21 protein-coding genes are annotated in these 22,973 nt (G+C 37.5%); 7 read left to right on the forward strand and 14 right to left on the reverse strand.

The annotated features are described in order from the left end of the window. Nucleotides 1-259 precede the first annotated feature (259 nt). The 5 genes from ND2E_RS13410 (at nt 260) to ND2E_RS13390 (ending at nt 6,678) form a co-directional block, all read left to right on the forward strand. On the forward strand, nt 260-1,591 hold the full coding sequence (locus tag ND2E_RS13410; RefSeq protein WP_033093338.1) for a GH1 family beta-glucosidase: 1,332 nt from the start codon (nt 260-262) through the stop codon (nt 1,589-1,591). A 33-nt stretch (nt 1,592-1,624) separates the two neighbouring features. Continuing rightward, nucleotides 1,625-3,160, forward strand: a complete 1,536-nt coding sequence (locus ND2E_RS13405) for an MFS transporter (protein WP_033093339.1) — start codon at nt 1,625-1,627, stop codon at nt 3,158-3,160. Between the two features lie 76 nt (nt 3,161-3,236). Further along, entirely contained in the window at nt 3,237-4,565 is a 1,329-nt protein-coding gene (locus ND2E_RS13400; protein ID WP_033093340.1) for a glycoside-pentoside-hexuronide (GPH):cation symporter, read from the forward strand. Between the two features lie 77 nt (nt 4,566-4,642). Further along, nucleotides 4,643-5,644, forward strand: coding sequence for a LacI family DNA-binding transcriptional regulator (locus ND2E_RS13395; protein WP_033093341.1), 1,002 nt, complete (start codon nt 4,643-4,645; stop codon nt 5,642-5,644). Nucleotides 5,645-5,688: 44 nt separating this feature from the next. Then, entirely contained in the window at nt 5,689-6,678 is a 990-nt protein-coding gene (locus tag ND2E_RS13390) for a glucokinase (protein WP_033093342.1), read from the forward strand. 90 nt (nt 6,679-6,768) lie between these two features. Here ND2E_RS13390 and ND2E_RS13385 read toward each other — a convergent pair whose 3' ends face one another. The 14 genes from ND2E_RS13385 to ND2E_RS13320 form a co-directional block, all read right to left on the reverse strand. Then, a complete protein-coding gene (locus ND2E_RS13385; protein WP_101345277.1) occupies nt 6,769-7,098 on the reverse strand; it encodes a YbaB/EbfC family nucleoid-associated protein in 330 nt (109 codons plus the stop codon). A gap of 149 nt (nt 7,099-7,247) precedes the next feature. Further along, nucleotides 7,248-9,377 (reverse strand): DNA polymerase III subunit gamma/tau, encoded by a 2,130-nt coding sequence (dnaX, locus tag ND2E_RS13380; RefSeq protein ID WP_033093344.1) that lies wholly within the window; start codon nt 9,375-9,377, stop codon nt 7,248-7,250. Between the two features lie 29 nt (nt 9,378-9,406). Beyond that, a complete protein-coding gene (gene apt / locus ND2E_RS13375; RefSeq protein WP_033093345.1) occupies nt 9,407-9,952 on the reverse strand; it encodes an adenine phosphoribosyltransferase in 546 nt (181 codons plus the stop codon). 116 nt (nt 9,953-10,068) lie between these two features. Next, nucleotides 10,069-10,464 (reverse strand): response regulator, encoded by a 396-nt coding sequence (locus ND2E_RS13370; RefSeq protein WP_033093346.1) that lies wholly within the window; start codon nt 10,462-10,464, stop codon nt 10,069-10,071. A 154-nt stretch (nt 10,465-10,618) separates the two neighbouring features. After that, nucleotides 10,619-11,299 (reverse strand): YehS family protein, encoded by a 681-nt coding sequence (locus tag ND2E_RS23535; protein ID WP_033093347.1) that lies wholly within the window; start codon nt 11,297-11,299, stop codon nt 10,619-10,621. A gap of 67 nt (nt 11,300-11,366) precedes the next feature. Next, the gene (locus ND2E_RS13360; RefSeq protein ID WP_033093348.1) at nt 11,367-11,846 is read right to left on the reverse strand and encodes an aminoacyl-tRNA deacylase; all 480 of its coding nucleotides are present in this window, start codon (nt 11,844-11,846) and stop codon (nt 11,367-11,369) included. A gap of 167 nt (nt 11,847-12,013) precedes the next feature. Then, complete coding sequence (locus tag ND2E_RS13355) at nt 12,014-12,493, reverse strand: HvfA family oxazolone/thioamide-modified RiPP metallophore (protein WP_033093349.1); 480 nt, start codon at nt 12,491-12,493, stop codon at nt 12,014-12,016. A 193-nt stretch (nt 12,494-12,686) separates the two neighbouring features. Then, nucleotides 12,687-13,967: a tetratricopeptide repeat protein gene (locus ND2E_RS13350; protein WP_033093350.1), complete on the reverse strand. Its 1,281-nt coding sequence runs from the start codon at nt 13,965-13,967 to the stop codon at nt 12,687-12,689. A 5-nt stretch (nt 13,968-13,972) separates the two neighbouring features. Beyond that, entirely contained in the window at nt 13,973-14,584 is a 612-nt protein-coding gene (locus ND2E_RS13345; protein ID WP_033093351.1) for an energy transducer TonB, read from the reverse strand. Nucleotides 14,585-14,587: 3 nt separating this feature from the next. Beyond that, nucleotides 14,588-14,989 (reverse strand): ExbD/TolR family protein, encoded by a 402-nt coding sequence (locus ND2E_RS13340; protein ID WP_033093352.1) that lies wholly within the window; start codon nt 14,987-14,989, stop codon nt 14,588-14,590. A gap of 12 nt (nt 14,990-15,001) precedes the next feature. Continuing rightward, nucleotides 15,002-15,526 carry a MotA/TolQ/ExbB proton channel family protein gene (locus ND2E_RS13335; protein ID WP_011044507.1) on the reverse strand — a complete coding sequence of 175 codons (525 nt, stop codon included), beginning with the start codon at nt 15,524-15,526 and terminating at the stop codon, nt 15,002-15,004. Beyond that, entirely contained in the window at nt 15,526-16,875 is a 1,350-nt protein-coding gene (locus ND2E_RS13330; RefSeq protein ID WP_033093353.1) for a MotA/TolQ/ExbB proton channel family protein, read from the reverse strand. Before ND2E_RS13330 ends, ND2E_RS13335 begins: the two co-directional genes overlap by 1 nt. After that, nucleotides 16,875-17,654 (reverse strand): DUF3450 domain-containing protein, encoded by a 780-nt coding sequence (locus tag ND2E_RS13325; RefSeq protein ID WP_033093354.1) that lies wholly within the window; start codon nt 17,652-17,654, stop codon nt 16,875-16,877. The genes ND2E_RS13330 and ND2E_RS13325 overlap by 1 nt, the downstream gene beginning before the upstream one ends. A gap of 548 nt (nt 17,655-18,202) precedes the next feature. Then, a complete protein-coding gene (locus ND2E_RS13320; RefSeq protein WP_033093355.1) occupies nt 18,203-20,947 on the reverse strand; it encodes a TonB-dependent receptor plug domain-containing protein in 2,745 nt (914 codons plus the stop codon). 664 nt (nt 20,948-21,611) lie between these two features. Between ND2E_RS13320 and priC the strand changes: the two genes are divergently transcribed. Next, entirely contained in the window at nt 21,612-22,295 is a 684-nt protein-coding gene (priC, locus tag ND2E_RS13315) for a primosomal replication protein PriC (protein WP_033093522.1), read from the forward strand. Nucleotides 22,296-22,396: 101 nt separating this feature from the next. Beyond that, nucleotides 22,397-22,666 carry a late competence development ComFB family protein gene (locus tag ND2E_RS13310; protein ID WP_033093356.1) on the forward strand — a complete coding sequence of 90 codons (270 nt, stop codon included), beginning with the start codon at nt 22,397-22,399 and terminating at the stop codon, nt 22,664-22,666. Nucleotides 22,667-22,973 lie beyond the last annotated feature (307 nt).

Consider the following 22,973-nt stretch of genomic DNA (forward strand, 5'->3'; position numbering starts at 1 on the left):
AACACCCGTTATATCGCAAGACAATTAAAAGCTTATTTTTAAGCGACTTAACTAAGCAAAAGCTAAAAACCAATGAAAGTTGTTGACCTCACTCTTATAAAGCTCTAATCTAAATGTAAGCGCTTACATAATTACATTAAAGAACATCCTGATATTTTTATCAACCTTTTTATAAGTGCTTACTTAAAAATATAATCATAAAAATAAAACACAGATAATAGCCAAATTAACTTGGCTTAAAGAAAAAGGTATATCATTCATGACTGTCAAACTAACTCTACCCGCTCAATCTGAAATGTTATCAAAAGATTTCATTTATGGTGTAGCAACCGCTTCATTTCAAATTGAAGGTGGCAAAGACTCTCGACTTCCATGCATTTGGGATACTTTTTGTAATACCGCAAATAAAATTGCCGATGGTTCAAATGGTGAGATAGCATGTGATCATTTTACTCGCTGGCAAGATGACATTGAGTTAATTGATTCATTAGGCGTTGATGCATACCGATTGTCTATCTCTTGGCCACGTGTAATCAACGAATCAGGTGAAATAAACCAAACCGGCGTTAATTATTATCTCAATATTTTAAAACACTTAGAGTCCAATAATATCAAAGCATTTGTCACGCTCTACCACTGGGATTTACCACAACATTTAGAAGATAAAGGCGGTTGGTTAAACCGCGAAACGGCCTTTAAATTTAGGGACTATGTAGATTTAATTTCAAAGGCTTTTAGCAATAAAGTACATGCCTACGCAACACTAAATGAACCATTTTGTAGTGCTTTTTTAGGCTATGAAGTCGGTGTCCACGCGCCTGGTATTGTCGGTAAAGAATTTGGCAAAAAGGCAGCACATCACTTGTTACTTGCTCATGGCTTGGCTATGAAAGTATTAGCTATAAATAGTCCTAACTCGTTAAATGGTATCGTACTTAATTTTACTCCCTGTTACCCTGAGTCAAAGTCTTTAGAAGATATCAAGGCAACGACCTTCGCAGATGATTATTTTAATCAGTGGTACATCAAACCATTATTTGACGGAAAGTATCCTCATATTTTATCTCAGCTTCCCGCTGAACATCAGCCTGTTATACATGACGGAGATATGGAAATAATTGCCCACAAGATGGATTTCTTAGGAGTTAACTTTTATACCCGAGCAATTTATCGTGCCGATGCCGATGAGCACTTTATACAAATTACTCCACCAGAGCCACGTACCGATATTGGTTGGGAAATATATCCCAAGGCTTTCACCGAATTATTAGTTTCCCTTAATGAAAGGTACAGACTGCCTCCAATTTATATCACTGAAAATGGTGCGGCAATGGCTGATGAAATCATCGATGGTGTCGTAAACGATCAAGATCGAGTAGATTACTATCAACAACACCTAAATGCCGTTAATGATGCTATAGAACAGGGTGTATCAGTTAAAGGCTATTTTGCTTGGAGTTTAATGGACAACTTTGAATGGGCTGAAGGTTATTTAAAACGCTTTGGCATTGTGCACGTAGATTACGAAACTCAAATAAGAACAATTAAAAATAGCGGAATTGCCTATAAAGCTTTAATAACAAGTAGATAAAGCTAGTATTAAACCTAAATGATTGGAATTTATATGACTAAATTACCCTTTTATGAAAAAGTAGGTTACGCCATGGGCGATGCCGCAGCAAATCTAGTCTGGCGTGGCGCATTAGCCTACCTTGCTGTTTTTTATACTGACACTTTTGGCTTAACTGCTGCTGCAGCAGCAATGCTATTTTTAGTCGTACGTTTATCTGACGGTGTAACTGATATTATTATGGGGATGATAGCTGACAGAACAAATACTAAATGGGGGAGGTTTCGTCCTTGGATTTTATGGTCTACGCCTTTTTTAGCATTATTTATGATCTTAAGCTTCACCACACCAGAGTTAAGTTATACAGGCAAGCTTATATACGCTTACGTGACCTATATTGGCTTAACGATAGCATACACACTAAATAACGTCCCCTACTCAGCATTAATGGGGGTAATGACACCGAGTGATACAGAACGCACTAGTCTATCAGGTTTTCGTTTTGCAGGTGCATTCGCAGGCGGTTTGCTCGTGATGGGTTTTTTACCTGATTTAGTCGCATATTTTGGTAACGGCAATGATGCTATAGGGTATCAATATACCATGTATTTATTCGCTGCAATCTTGATAGTATTAATGGTTATAACATTTACTAGCACTAAAGAACGTATATCCCCAGAAGTAGACGAGTCAGTGAGCTTAAAATCAGAGTTAACTGATTTACTGAAGAATTTACCCTTTATTATTTTACCCTTGTTATCGGTAACATTATTTTTCTATTATCGCGATATTTATAGCGGCATATTTTTTGTAATTGTCATGTCTGCTATGTGGTTATTGATCAAAAAATTAACTAAAGAACCCGTTGATAACATGAGTGGTACACAAAGAGATATGCTTGATTTATTGACCAATAAACCTTGGTTAATTCTGCTAGGTATAGGTTTTTTAACCATGATGTTCAACGGTATAAAATATGGAACTATTGCTTATTACTTTAAATACCAAGTAGGCGATGAACTCATCGCAGGTAAATATTTTATAGCCTTGTTAGTGGTATCCATTTTAGGCGCACTATCAACAGATTATTTTTCAAAAAGGTTAGGCAAGCGTAAATTGTTCATCGTGTCACTTATTCTCAGTGGTTTACTCACCGTTGCCTTTTTTTGGGTACCTAAAGGTAACCTGAATGCAATATTTATTTTAGGCTGTAGTGCTGAATTTTTCGCAGCAATGATGCCAACATTATTCTTTACCATGCTGGGTGATTCTGCAGATTATTCAGAATGGAAGAATGGTCGTCGTGCAACAGGCCTTATCTACTCCGCAGGAACATTTGTTCAAAAAACAGGCGGAGGTTTTGCTGGTGCATTAGTGTTAGTGGTACTGGCTGGTTATGGCTATGACGGCATGGACAAGTCTACGATTGAAGCATCTTTACCGGGCATGCAACTGTTAATGAGTTGGATACCAGCAACCTTTGCTTTTGCTGGTGCGGCATTAATGTTTTTCTACCCATTAACCAGCAAAGAGAATCAACAAATTGGTGCTGAATTAATTCAGCGCAGAGCTCAGTTAATCACTGTTTAAGGATTATCAGCAGTTTACTGTTAAATATACATATTCAAATCTCATAACAACTGAGTAAACAATAGGTCAAATATTAATGATTAGTGTAAGAGAAAAAATTGCTTATGGCTTAGGTGATACCGCCAGTAATATCATATTCCAAACAGTAATGATGTTCTTGTTACTTTTTTATACTGATGTTGTTGGTTTATCTCCAGCAGTTGTTGGTACTATGTTTCTATTCGTACGGATCATTGATGCCGTTACTGACCCTATTATGGGAAACTTAGCTGACAAGACCAATACAAAATGGGGACAATTCCGCCCTTACTTATTATGGTTAGCATTGCCTTTCGCTTTGATCAGTATTTTAGCCTTTACCACACCTGACTTAACCGGTAACGATAAAGTTATCTATGCTTTTGTCACTTATACTCTTCTTATGATCGCTTATACGGCAATCAATATCCCTTACTGCGGTTTAGGCGGTGTTATCACTGCAGATGCAAAAGAGCGAGTCACAGTACAATCTTATCGTTTTGTTTTTGGTATGTTGGGAGGGGTTATTGTAGCTTCAGCCACTATGCCGATGGTGGAATGGTTCGGTGAGGGTGATGCCGCTAAGGGATATCAGTTAACCATGGTTGCCATGAGTACTTTCGGGGTCCTCTTATTTTTATTGTGCTTCTTAGGAACGAAAGAGCGAGTAAAGCGTCCAGAAAACCAGCATTCATCGATGAAAGAAAATCTGCAATCACTTTGGAAAAACGACCAATGGCGCATATTATGCCTAGCTTCCTTATTTTTACTCACAGGACAAGTATTACGCCTTACACTTGCCGTTTATTACGTTAAGTATTTCCTCGGTCGTGAAGATTTAATAACGCCATTTTTAACCTTAGGTGTCATAGCAAGTATGATAGGTTGTGCGGTCGCCCAGCCGCTTGCTAAGCGTGTTTGCAAAATAAAAGCCTATATAGCGCTGCAAACTATATCTGCAGTCATCTGTTTAGCAAGCTTTTTGATATCTCCCGACCAAATTATTCTTGCATTTGTCGCTTTTATCGCATGGAAATTCTTTCTTGATATGGCGACACCACTGTTGTGGGCAAAAATGGCAGATACCATTGACTATGGTCACAAAAAAACAGGCATTAGGGTTACGGGTTTAGTTTACTCAGGCGTAATATTTTTTATCAAGATGGGCATAGCTATCGGTGGTGCACTTGCTGGCTGGTTGTTAACTTTTTACGGTTATCAAGCCGATGTAGAGCAAAGCGTTGCCACTAAGCAGGGTTTATTATTATCTTTTACTGTGTTACCTGCTTTAGGCTCACTTGCCGTCGCTTGGGTAATGCGAAAGTACACCTTAACAGAGCACAGAATTATCCAAATCCAAGGGGAAATAAAGGCTACGTCTAGTTAAGATATTGGTAAACATGCTAGAATTTTGTCATTACAGTTCAATGCATTTACCACTAAATTGCTCAACTTAGGAATAACATGGCGACAATATACGAAGTTTCAAAACTAGCAGGTGTATCTTTAGCAACCGTCTCTCGTGTGATAAATAAAAACTCACGGGTCAGTGACAAAACCCGACAGAAAGTATTGGCTGCTATGAGTGAACTTGGATACAGACCAAATTCCATTGCACAGTCTCTAGCATCAAACAGAAGCAATAGTGTTGGCATATTAGTATCAGAATTACATGGTCCATTCTTTGGTCAAATGATGGCGGGTATTGAGTCCGAATTAAGGGCAGCAGGAAAACACGTTATTATCACCACAGGTCACAGTGAAGAAGATAAAGAAAAAGACGGCGTAGAATTTCTAATAAGTAGAAACTGTGATGCCATTATATTGCACGTTGAAGCGGTGAGCGATGAGTATATTATTGAACTAAGCAAGGGCAAAACGCCTATTTATTTGATGAGCCGTTTAGTAGAAGGTTTGGAAGAACAATGCATTAGCTTGAATAATGAATTAGGTGGCTACTTAGCAACCAACTCTATTATTCAGCAAGGACATTCAGCCATCGCTTACATTGCAGGCCCCCAATTTAAGGCCGATTCACAGGACCGTTTAGCGGGTCATAAACGTGCGCTTGCTGAAAATAATATTGCTTTTAGCGATACGCTGTATTTTGAAGGGGACTTTAAGGAAACAGGTGGCCGTGACGGCTTAAAGTACTTTCTCAGTAGTAAACAGACATTTAGTGCCTTAATTTGTGCCAATGATGAAATGGCTTCAGGCGCTATAACCTTCGCTCGAGAACAGGGTTTTTCCTTGCCTAAAAACCTATCAATAATAGGCTTTGATAATATTATTTTTGCACAACATACCTATCCTAAGCTTACGACTATAGATAACCCAGTAAATTTAATGGGTCACATGGCTGCAAAGTTAGTGTTAAAAAACATTTATCAACAAAAGAATATATCAATTACCCATTCTTTTGAGCCAACACTCATTACCAGAGATTCAGTTGTTTTCAATTCCTAAAACAGTTGAAGAATAAATACATTTGAACGAGAAGTAAGACAAAGATGATGAATTCACAAGATACCCAAGTTATTAATTTAGTTGCTGATATTGGTGGCACCAATATCAGACTAGCGATTACTGATAAAAATAATAATATCAACCAAATTGAAACTTATCAGTGCCAGAATTTTCCACATTTAACCAATGTAATTCATCACTACTTGAAAGAAAAGTCATTACTGAACGCGCGAGTTAACGCTTGCTTAGCCATAGCTTGCCCTGTAGATACAGATTCAATATCTATGACAAATTTACCCTGGAAGTTTTCACAAAAACAACTTAAAGAAGAGCTTAACTTAAATAGCCTGACACTAATAAATGATTACACGGCAATCGCCATGGCTATTCCCTTATTAAATGATCAGCAAAAAATAAAAATAGGTCGAGGTGAAACAGCAGAGAAACAACCGATTGCGGTCTGTGGTCCTGGCACTGGCCTAGGCGTTGCAAATTTAGTCAATATTAATAATCATTGGTATTGTCTAGGCGGTGAAGGCGGTCACACTGATTTTGCACCTGTGGATGACTTAGATATAAAAATATTCCAACAGTTAAAGACCACAAAAAAACGACTTTCTTATGAACAACTACTTTCTGGTTATGGTTTAGAACAAATATATCAAGCATTAGTTGTTATAACTAATCAAGAGTCAGTAAGTCCACAGCCAACGCAGCTATCAGCTAAAGAAATTAGTACTCAAGCAATAGCTGGGAATTGCCCTGTTTGCCAACAAGCATTATCACAATTTTGTAAAGTTTTAGGTAGCTTTGCCGGCAACTTAGCGTTAACTACCGGTTCATTTGGTGGAGTGTATATTGCCGGGGGTATAGTACCTAGATTCACCGAATATTTGGAAAATAGCGAATTTAGGAAGAGATTTGAAACTAAAGGTCGTATGTCTCATTTAAATGAGGAAATCCCAACTTATGTTATTACTGAAAGCCAGCCGGGCTTAATCGGTGCCGCCGCTTATCTAAATCAAATAGTCTAAAAAAAGAATATTGAGTACAGTTCAAAAACAAAAAAGCTCAAGATTATCTTGAGCTTTTTTATGGTTGAAAACCTCTCTAGAAAAAGAAGTTTAGAATGGCATTTTCATACCTGGTGGTAATTGCATACCACCAGTAAGCGCACCCATTTTATCTTTGTTTTGCTCTTCTACACGACGCACAGCATCATTTACTGCCGCAGCAAGTAGATCTTCAATCATGTCTTTATCATCGTCCATTAAGCTTTCATCTAGCTCTACACGGCGTACACTATGACTGCCTGTCATAGTTACTTTCACCATGCCTGCGCCAGCTTCACCAACAACTTCCATTTGCGCTAACTCTTCTTGCGCTTTCGCCATTTTGGCTTGCATTTGTTGGGCTTGCTTCATTAAGTTGCCCATTCCGCCTTTCATCATGATATTCTCCAATATTGCTAGGTTGACTATTTTATATATTATATTCAGCTATTTTACCTGAAATGCATTGTGTTTTGAATGCAAATGAAATGAATTTATCCCACGAGAATAAAACCAAGTACAAAACACGCGTCCACAGTAATGATTTCATTTTAACGTGGTGAAATACTCTCTTCATTCAGACTTGCCTGAAAATTTTCCTGTAAGGCAATCACCACAACATCCTCTTTCAATAAGTTTTTGGCATACTCAAGACGTTTGTCGTTAATTTGAGCTTGGATCTGGTAAGGATCGGCAACCGTTTCTTCCACGATATTCAGTGTAACGGTAACTTCTCTAGATAAAAACTCACAAATATAGCTCTGCAATTGTTGGTGAGCAACTTCAGTGCTTAAATGTCTAGTTGCCTGATCCAATTGAAGAATTAAATTATCATCAGTTGAGTTCTCACTAATAGTTGCATGTATTGCTAGTTGGCGAATACGTGCGGTAAGCTGCATTGAATCAATCATGTGCGCCCACTTATCGACTTGATTCGCTTTAGTTACTTTTGCGGGATCTATACTATCTTGATGAAATGGTACCTTAGGCTCAGGCGCATTGACTAAGCTTTCAGTTGATGCCGCTTCCTCTACTACAGGGCTATTCTCTTTATCAGTGTTAGTTGCATTAAGCTGACGCAGAGTTGCGTCACTGGACTTTTTTGTTTGCTTCTCCAACTCTTTCTTACGACTTCGCAACATATTTCGAGTTGCAAGAACAGAGCCTACGTGACTCTGGGGGCTAAGCTGCCCTTCTGACTCATTAGACACAGCGGCTGTTATATTATGTTGCTGTTTATGACTTTCTAAAGCAGCTGCTTTCTCAGGAATAATAACTTCTTGCGGATCTACTTTTTCCGGGGGTGCTTGATTTACGAGCTTGTTTGAACTTTGCACAAGCTCATCAGCTTGTTGTTCAATAGCGAGCATTTGCTCGTTTAACTCAGCGTGCTGAGCATTATCTGACAGAACAACAGAGTCGGCAATCTTAGCTTCCATTATATTGTCAGTAACGGCTTCTACTTGCACAGCATTAATCACATCAACATCATTAGAAAGGCTTTCCGTCGACTTTGATAAATCAACATCATCGAAGTTAATTGCTGCAACTTTTTCAACATATCCACTGGTTGATTGTTCAGTAAGTTGTGACTTTTGCATTGGTTTAAAAGCAAGTAGTCGCAATAGCGTCATATCAAAAGCGGCTTGTTCATCAAAAGCGTACGGTAAGTCTTTACGACCATTAATACTGATTTGGTAATAAAGCTGTACGTCTTCAGCAGACATCGCTTGACTGAACTTTTTCAATAAAGCTAATAAGTCTGCAGGTAAATCAAAATGTTGTTCAACTATTTGCATTAAAGCTATTTGATGAAATAACTGAATTAATTCCGCAAATAATCGGCTATAACTTGGCGCATATGAGGCTATCTCTTGAGATAGAGCCAGTAAAGCTTGGCTGTCTTGTTTTAGTAAGGCAATTAACAGTTGATAAACCCAGTTTTGATCTATGCCACCGAGCATTTGTTGCATATTAGTTAAACTAATACTTCCTTGCCCTTGAGCAATAGCCTGGTCAGTTAAGCTGAGTGAGTCTCGCATACTGCCGCGCGCTGCTTTAGCTAACAAAGTTAAACAACCTTGCTCATGGCTTACTTGCTCTTGGGACAATATCTCAGCAAGCTTATCTTCAATTTGTTTAACCGTTAGCGCCTTTAAGTGAAACTGTAAACAACGTGATAATACGGTAATAGGTAATTTTTGTGGATCGGTTGTCGCTAGAATAAACTTAACATGCTCAGGAGGCTCTTCTAACGTTTTTAATAATGCATTAAAGCTATGACGAGATAACATATGTACCTCATCTATCAGGTAAACCTTAAATCGACCTCTGCTAGGCGCATATTGAACGTTATCTAGAATCTCGCGAGTATCATCAACCTTGGTTTTTGACGCGGCATCTATTTCCAATAGATCAACAAAACGACCTTGGTCAATATCAATACAAGCGTCACACTGTCCGCAAGGCTTATCTGTAATACCCAGTTCACAGTTTAAGCTCTTAGCGAAAATCCGCGCTATAGTGGTTTTACCAACTCCTCGTGTCCCCGTAAAAAGGTAAGCATGATGCAAACGCTCTTGAGATAAAGCATTTGCGAGCACATTAACGACATGCTCTTGACCCATCAATTGTTGAAAGTTCTTAGGGCGCCATTTTCTTGCTAGGACTTGATAACTCATATTAAATTACTTTTCGATTCTCAGACAAACTACTCGCCTTGATATTGTATCAAAGAATAAGGAGTAATATTTAGCTCTGCAAGGCATTTTTCACCACCTAAGTCTGGTAAAGAGATAACAAAGCCTGCTTCCTGTACTTTTGCACCTAAACGACGAATTAGTTTTGTTGTTGCACCTATGGTGCCACCCGTTGCTAATAAGTCATCGATAATCAGAACATTATCGTCAGGGGTTAATGCATCTTGATGAATTTCTAAAATATCTTCACCATACTCCAACTGATAAGCTTGAGAGTGTGTAGGTCTAGGTAGCTTCCCTGGTTTTCTGACAGGAATAAAACCTATATTTAAGGCTAACGCTAACGGTGCACCAAAAAGGAAACCACGTGCTTCCGTACCAACGATTTTAGTGAAGCCTTTGTCTTTGAACTTGTTCTCTAAAAGCTCCATCACAAGCTTAAAAGCTTCTGCGTCTTCTAATAGGCTAGTAACATCACGAAACATGATGCCTTCAACAGGATAGTCAGGAATAGTATGGATTGCATTGATGAGTTGTTGTTGCTGTGTTTTATTCATAATACCAAGGTAAAACCATTATTTTTGGTTTCTAAAAGTAAGTTAATAGATAGATATGCTGAGCATAAAACAATTTCCCCATCTTTTATACCGATAAAATGGTTAGTTAGATAAAATTATGAGTTAGCTATCAGTGTATTGCTCTCAAAGTTAATATCTGAAAATTCGGATAAAATAGTAAGAAATCTTTCTTCATCGATAGGTTTATCAATAACTTTATCAAAAAGGTTATACTCTGCGAGCTCTTTGACGGTGTGTGAACCTTGCGTAGTCATGAAAAACACAGGGATTGCTGAGAATAACTGATTAGACTTAAGGTTTTTGGTAAGCTGTACACCATTCATCAACGGCATTAAATGGTCAATAACAAAGAGTTGATAATTTCCTTTTTGTGCTTTTCCTAATGCATCTAAACCATTAACGGCTAGATCAACATTGTGTCCTTGTGAAATAATAAGTGATGCAAGTTTTTCTTGAACAGACTTATTATCATCAACAACTAATATATTCATATACAACTTTTCAATTTTTGAAACTAATTTGCCGCGAATATTACCCTATAACAATTTCAGTATATAGGGCAAACATGCATATTTTACGTAACAAAATGATCCTAATGTAATGCTAAATTAGCACGAACGTATAGTTTAAGTGCCAAGGCGCTATTTACTTTGACAACTTAAGTTTTTGACGTTTAGAAGTGGAAGTACTATTTGGATTAACATAAACATTACTTGCATTAGGTCTTGCGCCTTCAACCCATGGTGATACAGGTGCGCCTTTGTCGACTTTCTTCTTAGCATAACCCTTTTTATTCTGGCTAGGTTTCGAATTAGCAGTAGTACCTTTCGAAATAGAAGAAGCTGGCTTAACAATTTTCCCGGTTCTTTCAACATGATATTTTTTATCAATAGCCTGTAAAAGATTTCGCAAGACTTGATCTTTGCATTCGCGATAGTGTTTATGATCAATTTTTCTTGAGAATGCACTTAGCTCTGGTTTACTGATTCGAAAGTCAACTTCTTCTAATAATGCAATGACTTGCTCTGCTTGCAAGTTCAGTGCGATTTTAAGTTTGGTTAAAATAATATTATTCGATAATCGCTTTTCTGGTACTGGCGGAGTTCCTGCTTTTTTACCACGCTTTTCATTGATAAAACCATTCAAAAAAACAGCTAATTTAGAATCAATTAATGCAACAAAATCACTATCATTGTCTTTTTTAAGCCATTGGCTTATCTGTTCACGAGTAACATCCTCGCCTGCGGAGGCAAAGATTGCCACCATTTTTTTATCATTAAAGTTAAAGGTATAACGCAAGCGGCGTAAAACATCATTATTGTTCAAAGTGATATCCCGTAGAAAAGCATGTGGTAGTTATTATACACACTAACCACATGCGCTAATACACTTGCTAATGAAATACTTGATGGCTAAAGTTCATGTGCTTACCTGAAGTCATAAGAGCATGAAACCCCTCCTGATCGACACAAAGTAATGTTTCATGATCACCGGCCTCAAGATATACATTTAACAGCTTATCAAGCTTTTCATCACAAACCATATTCATATTGTAGGCATCTGCTGCTGGAGGTATTGCGCCTAAATTACAGTCAGAAAATAGCTGGTAAACATCTTGTTCTTTCATCAGGCGATACTGTCCATGTAAACGCTCATTAAGAGCTGACAAACTAATTTTATGATCAGCGGGCAAAATTGCCATTAGCTTTCGGTCCTCATGGTTTTTCAGCAAAACGACTTTAGCAATTTCACTTAATGAAATATTTGATGAGATAGCGGTTCCAATAGAGCTATTTGAATGAAAATGGCCAATTTCTTGATAGGGAATATTTTTATCGATTAAATAGCGGGTCAGCCTTGTTGATATGTTCATAATAACCTCGATTACGTTAGAAACCCATATTACAGTATAGCTAACAAACCGTAATTCAGTAGCAAGTTAAAGGCTTTTATCAAAGTGTTTTGCCTCAATATAAAAAACGAGCCTGAAGCTCGTTTTTGTTAGTTAGTTAGTTAGTTAGTTAGTAAAGAGTGAATTAATTAGCCACCACATTTTTTACTTTTATCTTTTGACTTGCCTTCGCCACACTTTCCTTCACCACATTTACCTTTTGAGGTACTTTTCATTTTACCTTCGCCACATTTTCCTTCACCACATTTACCTTTTGTGGCACTTTTCATTTTACCTTCGCCACATTTTCCTTCACCACATTTGCCTTTTGTGGCACTTTTCATTTTACCTTCGCCACATTTTCCTTCTCCGCATTTACCTTTTGCGGCACTTTTCATTTTACCTTCGCCACATTTTCCTTCTCCGCATTTACCTTTTTTGGCGTCTTTCATTTTACCTTCGCCACACTTTCCTTCACCACACTTCCCTTCTTTATGGTCTGTGACTATAGTGACTAACTCACCAGTCGCGAATGGGTTTGACTCTGCTTTAGCAATATTACTAGTGAAAAGGCCAAAGGCAAGTAAACTCATTACCATTGCCATTGATGATTTCTTAACTATATTCATAATTTATTTCCTTTTATCAGTGCTTATCTTGAAGTTATCTCATTATTATTGAGATTTAGTTATATGACTTTTAACATAGACCTGCAAGTGTTAAAAAAAATTTCATATTTGTTGAATTATAAACAATAAAAAGCCAGCAATCTCCTTAAAAGATAACTGGCCTTTTTAATAACATTAATTTAGTCGATAAAAACTAAATTGTAACGTTTTTACGTCTAGCTGTGTCAACAATAAAGCTTTTCCAACCCTTTGCAGATTTACGTGCACTTGGATCTTTCATTGCTTTTTGAATTGCCGCATACGCTTTCTTATACTTTTCTAAATAGAAGTATGATTCTGCGATACTCATATGAATACGGCCTTGATTAGTAACACCAAGTTCAATGGCCTTATTCAAAGCAACAATTGCTTTAGCAAACTGTTCATCTTGTTTTAACAACATACCCTGTTTACGATAATGTTTAGGATCACTAGTCATTTTGGCTAATTCACCATAATAACTTGCTGCCTTATCAATATGTTGTGCAGAATGCCAAGCATTAGCTAATGTAGAGATATTTTTATCATCTCGCTTAACTAAACCAGAAGCAATATACTTCTCTAATAACTGAGCTGCCTTATAAGGAGCTTCAGCTTGAGAGTATAAACTCGCTAATGTCTTGATTTGACCTTCTTTATCCAAATGACCAAGTTTGTATGCTAAATCAAGTGTTTGAACTGCTTTATCATAGTCTTCGATCAGCAAATAAAACATTGGTAATTGTGTCCACCACTGCTTATTTTCTGGAAAGACCTGTATTACTGTTTCTAAAACATTTACAGCTTCTTTATACATTTTACGTTCATAGTAAGATGTAATTTTTAAAATGTAAGGGTTTTGATTCGGTTTATCACCAAAAGCAGCAATCGCTTTATCCGCAGGTTCAATCACCTTATCTAATTGCTTTAATGAGTAATACGCATTTGCAATCTTGACATAGGTTTGACCGTCATCTTTACCAGAGAAATCCATCCAAGCATAAAAACTTTTTAATGCACCTTTATAGTCTTTGGTTTGCATTTGCATGTCACCCAATAACTTTAAAGATTCACTGTGGTCGCCTTCATTAAGAAGGTCTGGTTCTATAGCTTTTTTTAGATATTCAATGGTTTTCTGATCATTTTCACCTAACGTTGCGTACATAACAGCGATCATACGTGCTACATAAGCTTTGTCATAAGGTTTTGAAGCTTCAATGTCCAACAAAATAGCTAAAGCCCCTTTGATATCATCAGCACTATAAGCTTCAAAAGCTTTTTGCACTTTTTTACCAACGCGAGGACCAACTAGTTGTGTAGGACGTTTCTTCTTCTTCTCAACCTTCTCAGCACCAGCAGCTTCAGCATAATTTGCGAAAGGTGCTTGCGCAACAAGAAGTGAGGCAACTACGACAAGAGATGTTGATAATTTTTTAAATTCTACATTTTTAAACATAACTATTAACCTCCCATTTTGAAGTCAAGTTGCACAGTTAACCCTGGACGTCGTTGAGCTTTACCTTCAACAACTTTCGGTTTGTACTTCCACTTTCTAAGTGCACGTTTGGCTTCTTTGTCAAATACACGCTTAGGTTGAGCTTCAATTACTTTAACATCTTCAACACCGCCGACTTCATTGATGGTAAATGAAAGAATAACAAAACCTTCTTTACCATCTCTAGCAGCCTGAATCGGGTACTTAGGCTCGATACGAACTATCGGTGTAGCGTCGCCATCTCTTCCCATACCAGCACCAGGAGCAGACAAACCTGTTGAAGCACCTGCCATCTGAACACCTGGCATATTGAAGTTTAAACCACCCGTATTATTGCTAGCTTCAGGCTCCGGTGTTTGCTGCTTTGGTGGAGCTTTCGGCGGCGGAGGTGGCGGCGGCGGTACACGTCGACGTTGTTCTGCTGCAGACTTTGGCGGAGTAGTATTCACTTCTACTATAATATTTTCTTGTTGCTCTTCTTTGTTTCTATCACCGCTAGAAACAAGAAAAGCCATAAAAGCAAATAAGCCAAAGGTAACTACAGCGCCTAGTAGTATTGATACTAAAAAGCGAACCATATATTACCCCTTCGCAGCCGCGATAGAAATACGATCTATACCAGCCTCTTTAATTGCATCCATTACTTTAACAACAATACCATGCTTGGCATCTTTGTCAGCTTGAATGATCACAACATCGGTAGGTTGCTCAGCAAGTAATTTTTCAATCCTTGCACCAACACGTTCAATATCTACTCGACCTTTATCTAACCAAATCTCACCATTATCTTTGATTGCAACAAAGATATTGGCATTTTTTTGCTTAGTTTGATTAGCCGCTTTAGGTTTATTTACTTCAATACCAGCTTCTTTTACAAATGAAGTGGTTACGATGAAGAAGATCAGCATGATGAACACGATATCTAACATCGGTGTCATATCAATTACTGCTTCTTCGTCCTCACGAATACGTTTACGTGCCATGAAAATATCTCTCTAGTGATGAGGTAAACTGTCAACCAGTTTAGCCTTTGCTAGTTTAACTTTAGCGTCTAATCTTGAACTAAAAAACACACCTGATAATGCAGCTACCATACCCGCCATAGTCGGAATAGTTGCTTGCGATATACCAGCGGCCATTAGACGCGGATTACCAGTACCTTGTTCAGCCATAACTTCAAATACGCCGATCATACCTGTTACTGTTCCCAGTAAGCCGATAAGAGGACACATTGCCACTAGGGTTCTAATGGTGATCATACGCTGTTCAAGTAACTCGTCTGCTTCGGAGATCCAAGTCTCTCTAATTCGATGTGCATACCAAGAGGTAGTATCTCGGCGTGCATCCCAACGAGCGATGATATCATCTCTCATAGTTGGGTAGACTGATGCTAAGAACCAATAGCGCTCTATCATCAATATCCACATCAATAAGAGTGCGAAGGCAACAACATAAAGTACGTTACCACCCGTCGCAATAAAACCCCTGACAGATTCCCAAAGCTCTATCAGGAATAACATTATTTAGACCCCTTCTCTGCGATAGCAGCGATTAAACCAGCGCTCTGCTCATCTAATTTTTGTAAAACTGACTTACTCTTACCAGCAACAACCGAGTGGATTAAGATAAGTGGAAGAGCACAAATTAGACCTAATGCTGTAGTTACAAGTGCAAGAGAGATGTTACCAGCCATAATTTTCGGGTCACCAGTACCAAACAAGGTAATTGTTTGGAAAGTCATGATCATACCGATAACTGTACCTAACAAGCCCATTAATGGTGCAATAGCAGCAAACATCTTGATTAAGTTTATACCACGGTCAACTTTCGGTGTTTCACGAAGGATAGCTTCATCGAGTTTAAGTTCTAATGTTTCAGCATCAACTGATTGGTTATCATAGAAAACTTTAAGTAAACGACCAAGAGGGTTGTTTTCGTTTGGCTTATCAAGGTTTTTCTCTTGAGATTTAATTTTAGAGCTCATACCACCTAAAACGATTAAACGTTCAAGCGCAATGAGACAACCTAAAATTAATAATACCGTGATTGCATAACCTACTTCTTTACCTTCGTGGAAAAACTCTTCTAAATCTTTCTTACGCGTTTCTAAAGATAAGATACCACCTCGAGAAGGATCTACGTAAACAGCTGCATAACCAGACGTTAATCCAGAGAAGTTAGCCGCAGTTTCAGTAATATATCCTGCTGGTTGCTTAGGTAAAGGTTGAACTTGAGAAACTTCATCGTTATACGTTAAGTAACCATTACCTGATACTAAGTTAAACGTACCAACACGTGTAATCGTTTCTGTAGATTTAGTGCCATCTAGGTTAGTAACATCAACGCTAAATTCCGAAATTTTACCTGACTCAGTCATTTCAGTTTGCAGGGCAAACCATAATTCTTCCAAATCAGCAATGCTTGGGATTTCTTTTGCATTGGCAATACGGTTAAGTGCTTCACCACGATTAGGGAATTCAGCACTTACGATTGAAGTACTGATTTGACCGAATGCATTGGCTGCTGCTGCACGTGAAACACCAAACATTTCACCTAAAGTACCAGTTGCATTATCTAACTCAACTTCTTTTTGCGCTAAAGTAATTTCATTAGCTGCATATTCTTTAGTTAAACGTTTGTTACGAACGTTTTGATCTGCTAAATCTTTTTTCGCTTTATTTAATAAAGCAGTCTTATCTGCGCGATCAGATAAAAATTCAGCTTCACGCTTTTTATCAAGTTTAGCTTCTGATACACGGTCAGCTTTAACTTGTTTAAGTAAATCATCTAATTGATTTGCTTGTGTTGTTGCTACAAAACCAGTCGTCAATGACGCTGCTAGCAATACAAAATTAATAACTTTTTTCATTATTTTGCTCCTGCTGCAAATACTGGTAATTTAGTTAGATCCATTGGAAGTTGTTTACGCGCCATACGAATAGCGTCGGTAACAGGCTTTAAGTATTCATCGCCTAGCTCTTCCCATGCACGTGTATTATTGTTCCATAACCAAGAATGCTTAGCATCTAGTGATTGTGCAACAAAGGCAATACGACCCATATGAACGAAATCAGCGGTAAGTGTACGACCACCTAAATCAATCTCACCTTGGTAAGCATCAAAAATAGTACCGTAACCCGCTTCTATCTCATAAGCTTCAAGTACTAAACGGAATTGCTCAGAAGTAGTAACGTTTGAATCGTCCATTACCGCGCGAAGGTTTTCAACACGAGCTTTACGACGATCAATGTTCATTGGAACATCTAACTTGATGAATGTCTCAAGCGTATCAATCATCTTGTACATTAATGGTACAACACCTTGCTTGAACTCATCGATGCTATCAATTTGTTTTTGTAATGAAGCAACATTGGCTTTTTGATCATTAACCATACGTTGTACATGATCGTTATAACCACGTAATACGTCAGCTTCGTCAACAGTGTTACGGTACTCAGCAAGAAGATCTTGCGTTTGTTCGTAAATGCTATTTATTTTAGCTTGTGACTTCGCTGATTGCTTGAAGATTTTTGCTTCAGCTTTTTGAAGGTCTGTTAATGCATCAGCAGCAGCAATATTGCTGCCCGCTAGTGCTAGTGCGCCAACCATCGCTGTGGCGATAAGGCTTTTCTTACTTACTTTGGACATAGTTCCCAACCATTGCTATTTTAATTTTGATAATCCGAATTAAACAAATTATGTTCACCCGTTAATTACCTCAAATATAAAAGTCTGTCGTTTTTATATGTAAATTTTTATGAATACAACAAATTAATAATCCCAAATGACAGCAGCGCTGTCAAGGTGAGACTTTAAAAGACGATATCATGCGTTTTTTATTAAACTACATCTCTCTAGAAGTAAGACAATAACCTAATGTTATAGACTGACAGCGAGTAATAGACTAATAAAAAACTATATCTTAAATTCTAACAAAATTACTTAAATTGAGACGAATTGAATCATAATTTAAGGGACAAAAATTTTGTAGAGTATGTTTTACTAACATCTTCGTAGTAAGTCAAATTTATTTGCGTTAAACGAGTAATAAACGAGCAATTCTATGCTTATTTACCAACTTGCTAATTTAAATATATGACTAAAAAATTCGAATAAATCACAAAAAAAAGCCCTACTATTGAGTAGGGCTTAGTAATTTATTGTGCTATTTAATGGTTAATAATACTAACTACAGATTAGAATCTAGCAGTAGCTTTAACATATAAATATTGACCAGCTAAATCATAAGAATAGTTTACAGTATTCGAATCATCATAGTTAGACAGGTAAGGAGGTTTAACATCAAATAAGTTACGTGCACCAGCTGAGATGGTGTATGTATCATTGATGTAATAAGTACCTTGAATGTCAGTGTAAACTACTGAATCAGCAACTGTGTCTAACGTAGTATCAGTAGCACTAATATCATCACCTTCAGACTGGTAACGGAAAGTCACATTAGCTGAATAATCGTCAGTAGAGAAAGTAAAACCTAAGTTAGTTCTCCATTCTGCGAATACGGCTGGGTTACCTTCCCATTGGTCAGCTGCAACCATTCCTGCAGCTTCAACAGTTTCACTACCTGCTGTAAGCGTGTAGTCGTAAGCCATTAAATATGTACCATTTAAGGTAGTTCTGAATTCACCACCAGCAACATCCATATTGTAGCTAAAGTCAAAATCTACACCTGAAGTTTCAAATGTTGACAAGTTAGCGTTAGTTACCAATACACCTGAAAGCACTTCACTTACATTACGACGAGGTGATGTAGGATGTGGAGGAGTATCTAAAGGACCGTATTTGCTACCTTTGATCAAGTCACATAATGGGCTTGAGAAATCAACACTGTTGTAACATTCATTAGCAATGTTATCTACACCAGCGGTACCGATACCTTGCTCAATTTTGATATCAAAGTAATCAAGAGCAACTGAGAAGTTTTCAATACCTGAGTATACAATACCTACCGTAATACTTTCTGATTCTTCTGCTTCTAGGTCTGGATTACCACCAACGATAGCGTTTGATTGCGTATCAGAGTTAAAGTCTGCTGGAAGGCCATCAGCTGCACAGTTAGCTTTAAGTGTTGCATTAGAGCTTAAGCCATAATCCCAACAAGGATCAGTATAGCTAAGTGCTGATTGTTCTTGAGGATCAAATAACTCAGTAATGCTTGGTGCTCTAAAGCCTTCAGCAAATGTTGCACGAGTTAATAAGCCATCAACAGGTTCCCACTCAAAACCAAATTTAGTGTTAGTAGCAGTATCTTCTAAGTTACTGTAATCAGATGCTCTTACCGCTGCAGTAAATGTTAAACGTTCTGCAAAAGGTACGCCTGCTAATAATGGGAAGTTAAATTCTGCATAAACTTCTTCTACAGAATAATCACCTTCAGTTCTTTCACCAGCTTGACCGTATACTTGGCCTAATGCTTCTGCACCATCTGGTTCATTTAAGTAATACTCAGTACGACGCTCGTAACCAGCAGCCCACTGAACAGCACCGCCTGGTAATTCCAGCTCACCAAGGTCACCAGATAAGTTAGCCATGAACTGAGTCGTTGTACCTTTACGTACTGGAGAGAAGGTTACAGTAGCAAAATCATTTTGCTCTTGTGTCATGGTGTTTTTAGCAAACGGGTTCCAGTAACCAACGGCTGCACAGCCATCATCAGCGGCACATGCCGTTGGGTCTAACAACAATTCAGTATTTGGACGGTTTAGCTCACCGGTGTTAACGCGGGTATCAACAAAGCGAGAGTAGTTGTATGAAACATCCCAACCCCAACCATTGTCAAATTCACCTTCTAAACCACCAACTACACGGTAATCATTGGTATCTTGTTCAAAACCACGACCACCACCTTCAGTGATACGACGGTTAATTGAAACATCTACACCATAAATATTGTCAGGGTGAGCAGCTGGTACTGGAGCACTCCAGAATGTTGCAGCTGGTGCCATTCTTTGACTTGATTGACGGTTTGAATAACCACCTTCAGCAAATGCTGTGATTGAGTCAGATATTTCATAAGTAGACGCAGCATTTACAGAGAATATTTTAACAGGAGTAACTAAGTAACTTGTTGCCGCATAGTTAAAACCATGATCAGCAGTATTAAATGGTACAGCTTTACCATCAAGAGTCACGTATCTACCAGCTTCAAGCCCCATAGGGTTTACTTCTGGAACGTTAACACGACCAAAATCAGAATGAGATGAACCACCACAATATGGTGTAGATCCTACGCCATCATCCCAAAGTGGACATTCTGAGTATTTTCTATCTGCTTGAGTAACTTCTTCACGGTCAGTGTAATCTACTGAGAATACAACATTACCTTTATCATTTGAAGCACCGGTTACGATTGAAAACTTAGCAGTATCACCATCGCCTTCACCCGTTACATCGTATTGTGCTGTAACTTCAAGACCTTCAAAATCTTTTTTGGTAATAAAGTTAATTACACCAGCGATAGCATCAGAACCATATACTGTAGATGCACCATCACGTACAACTTCTACACGTTCGATAAAAGAAGTTGGAATAGAGTTTAAATCGCCAGAGTTAAAACGACGACCATTGATAAGGATCAAAGTACGACCTGAACCTAAACCACGAAGTGATGCTGTTGCAAAACCAGCACTAGCGTTATTCACGTTAGAACCTAATTGTGCACCGTTAATTGCAGGAATTTGTTTGATGAAACCTTCTAATGAGGTAACACCTGATGCTTCTATATCAGCTGAAGAAAAAATACTTACAGGACTAGCTGCTTCCATATCTGTACGTTTGATACGTGAACCAGTTACTTCAATTTTCTCAACGTCTTCTACGCCTTCTTCTGCGGCAAAAGTTGGTGCTGAAATTGCTGCTGCAGCCCCTGCGCCGAACATCATTGCTACGCGGATAGCCTTAGCTACTTTACTATTGTTATACATGTTTACTCCCTGGATCACCTAAGTGATTGGTTGTTTATTTGTTTGTTTTTTCTTATATAAAGACTCAAAGCTATGCTGCCTTGTTAATCTTTTATCAAGTTGTATACCTGATCTGTCGGCTAAGATAGTAAACGGGAATTACAGGAATCGTCAACACCAATTGCAACCTAATGGTAATGTTTTTAACATCTGGACACATTATGACACAACAATCCATGTGTTTTACCATCAAAAAACAAACAAAAACAAACCATGTAACATGTTGTATTTATTACAATAAACACAATTGGATACAATATAAAAAACTAACTCAATCAATTTTAAAAAAAAATGTAAAAAAAATAGCCTATTAAAATTTACAAATCCATAACAATCATAAAAAATGATTATTTACAAGCACTTAATTATTTAGTTAAAACTAACCAACTGTTTAACATTTATAAAATTGCACAAATGAACAACCTGCTTTATTCTTAATAAACAATAGGATAAGTCACTAAAAAAAAACACCATGTACATTTATAATTACAAAGTTATCATTTTTCACATATGACAAATTTCATATATTTTTCACTTATCTGTATTTAGGTACTTCCCCGACATTATTTTTCTTCGATTGGAACTGCGCTATAATCATTTTTCACATAACTTTATTACTCTACCTATGACTCAAAATAGACATGAAATTGCTATTAAGCGTTTATCAGCACTGCTAGAGCATGTATCTGTTCAAGCCAAAAAAACTGATCACTTGAACAGCAATCAGAAATCTCATCGATTGATTGAAAATAACAATCTTTTCTCGCAACATTTATTTACCACTGAAAGTGATAAAACTTCCTTATACGTTGAAGAAGTTAAAAAGCGGCTAAATGAATTTTCACGCTTACACGCGTTAAGTAGAGATAATACTAATAAGGCTGAATTTGCCAAATCTGCGCTTCTACAAATAGAACAGCAAATTTCTGCACTCATGAACGCTATACAAGCTAACGAAACTATGCATCAAGCTGCGCAAGCAAGTTTTAATGCAAAGAAAAATATACGAATAAAATCGGCTCAAGCTTCTCAGTTAAAACAGACAGATAAATATAATAAAATGGCCAAATCTGTTTTGCTATCAAGCCACCAATTGTATCAACAGCTCGCAGAGCATCATGAGTTTGAAAGAAGACTAAAAAATATGATCACTGAACGAGAGCAACAACGAACTCGCTCCAAAAGTGCTAATATTGATAAACTTTCACAGGAGGTACTTGCGTTACATCAACGGTTAGGCAGATGCCGTAGAGCGATAACTGCTATTGAACGAAACATTGAGCAGGCAGAAAAAAGTAAACTCCGATAGCCAATTAATCATCAACTTATATATTAGCATTTTGTTTTAACTAAGGTTATTCTTCACCTAAGCTTTATATCATTTATTCCATTATTTAAATAAGAGGTTCAATGAAAATTTCAGAAGATATTCATAACTATTATGAAAAACTAGTTATGCAACATTTTGTTACGGCTAAGTTTGATGAAAAGTATGATCTAGATTTTATTGCTGATTTAACCTGCGTGGTTTTAAATCAGCTACCTACACGTTATATTCGCCATGAAGTTGATATGGCATTTTACTTACCTCCTTCAGAGCGTTTTGAAATGGAAAGCAAAGTAAAAAATGCCATTGCTAAGGCACTTGATTTTATGGATGTAATCAAAGATAACACCTAAGGAAACTCAGCTTAAGCAAACGTTGCCTCTGCTAAATCAGGTGCATTAGGCTAATTGAAAACCTTATGCGCTTGATATTATTATTATAGTTCCTATCGTAACTTAGTAATAGCTCCTTTGCTCCCTACCTCTCACATTTTTGAACTCTTCTTAACCTTTACCCGACATTCTACCTTTCCCCTTACTCCTACAGTATAGACTTTTCACCATTACAAATATTACCAATAATTCTATTTCATCCACACTGGTACCACCTGTCGAAAAACAAATCCTGATATTTATCTCATTTGTAGTTAAGTTTTTTAAA

The organism is Colwellia psychrerythraea, from assembly GCF_000764225.1.
In the GTDB taxonomy this organism is placed as follows: Bacteria; Pseudomonadota; Gammaproteobacteria; order Enterobacterales; family Alteromonadaceae; genus Colwellia; species Colwellia psychrerythraea_D.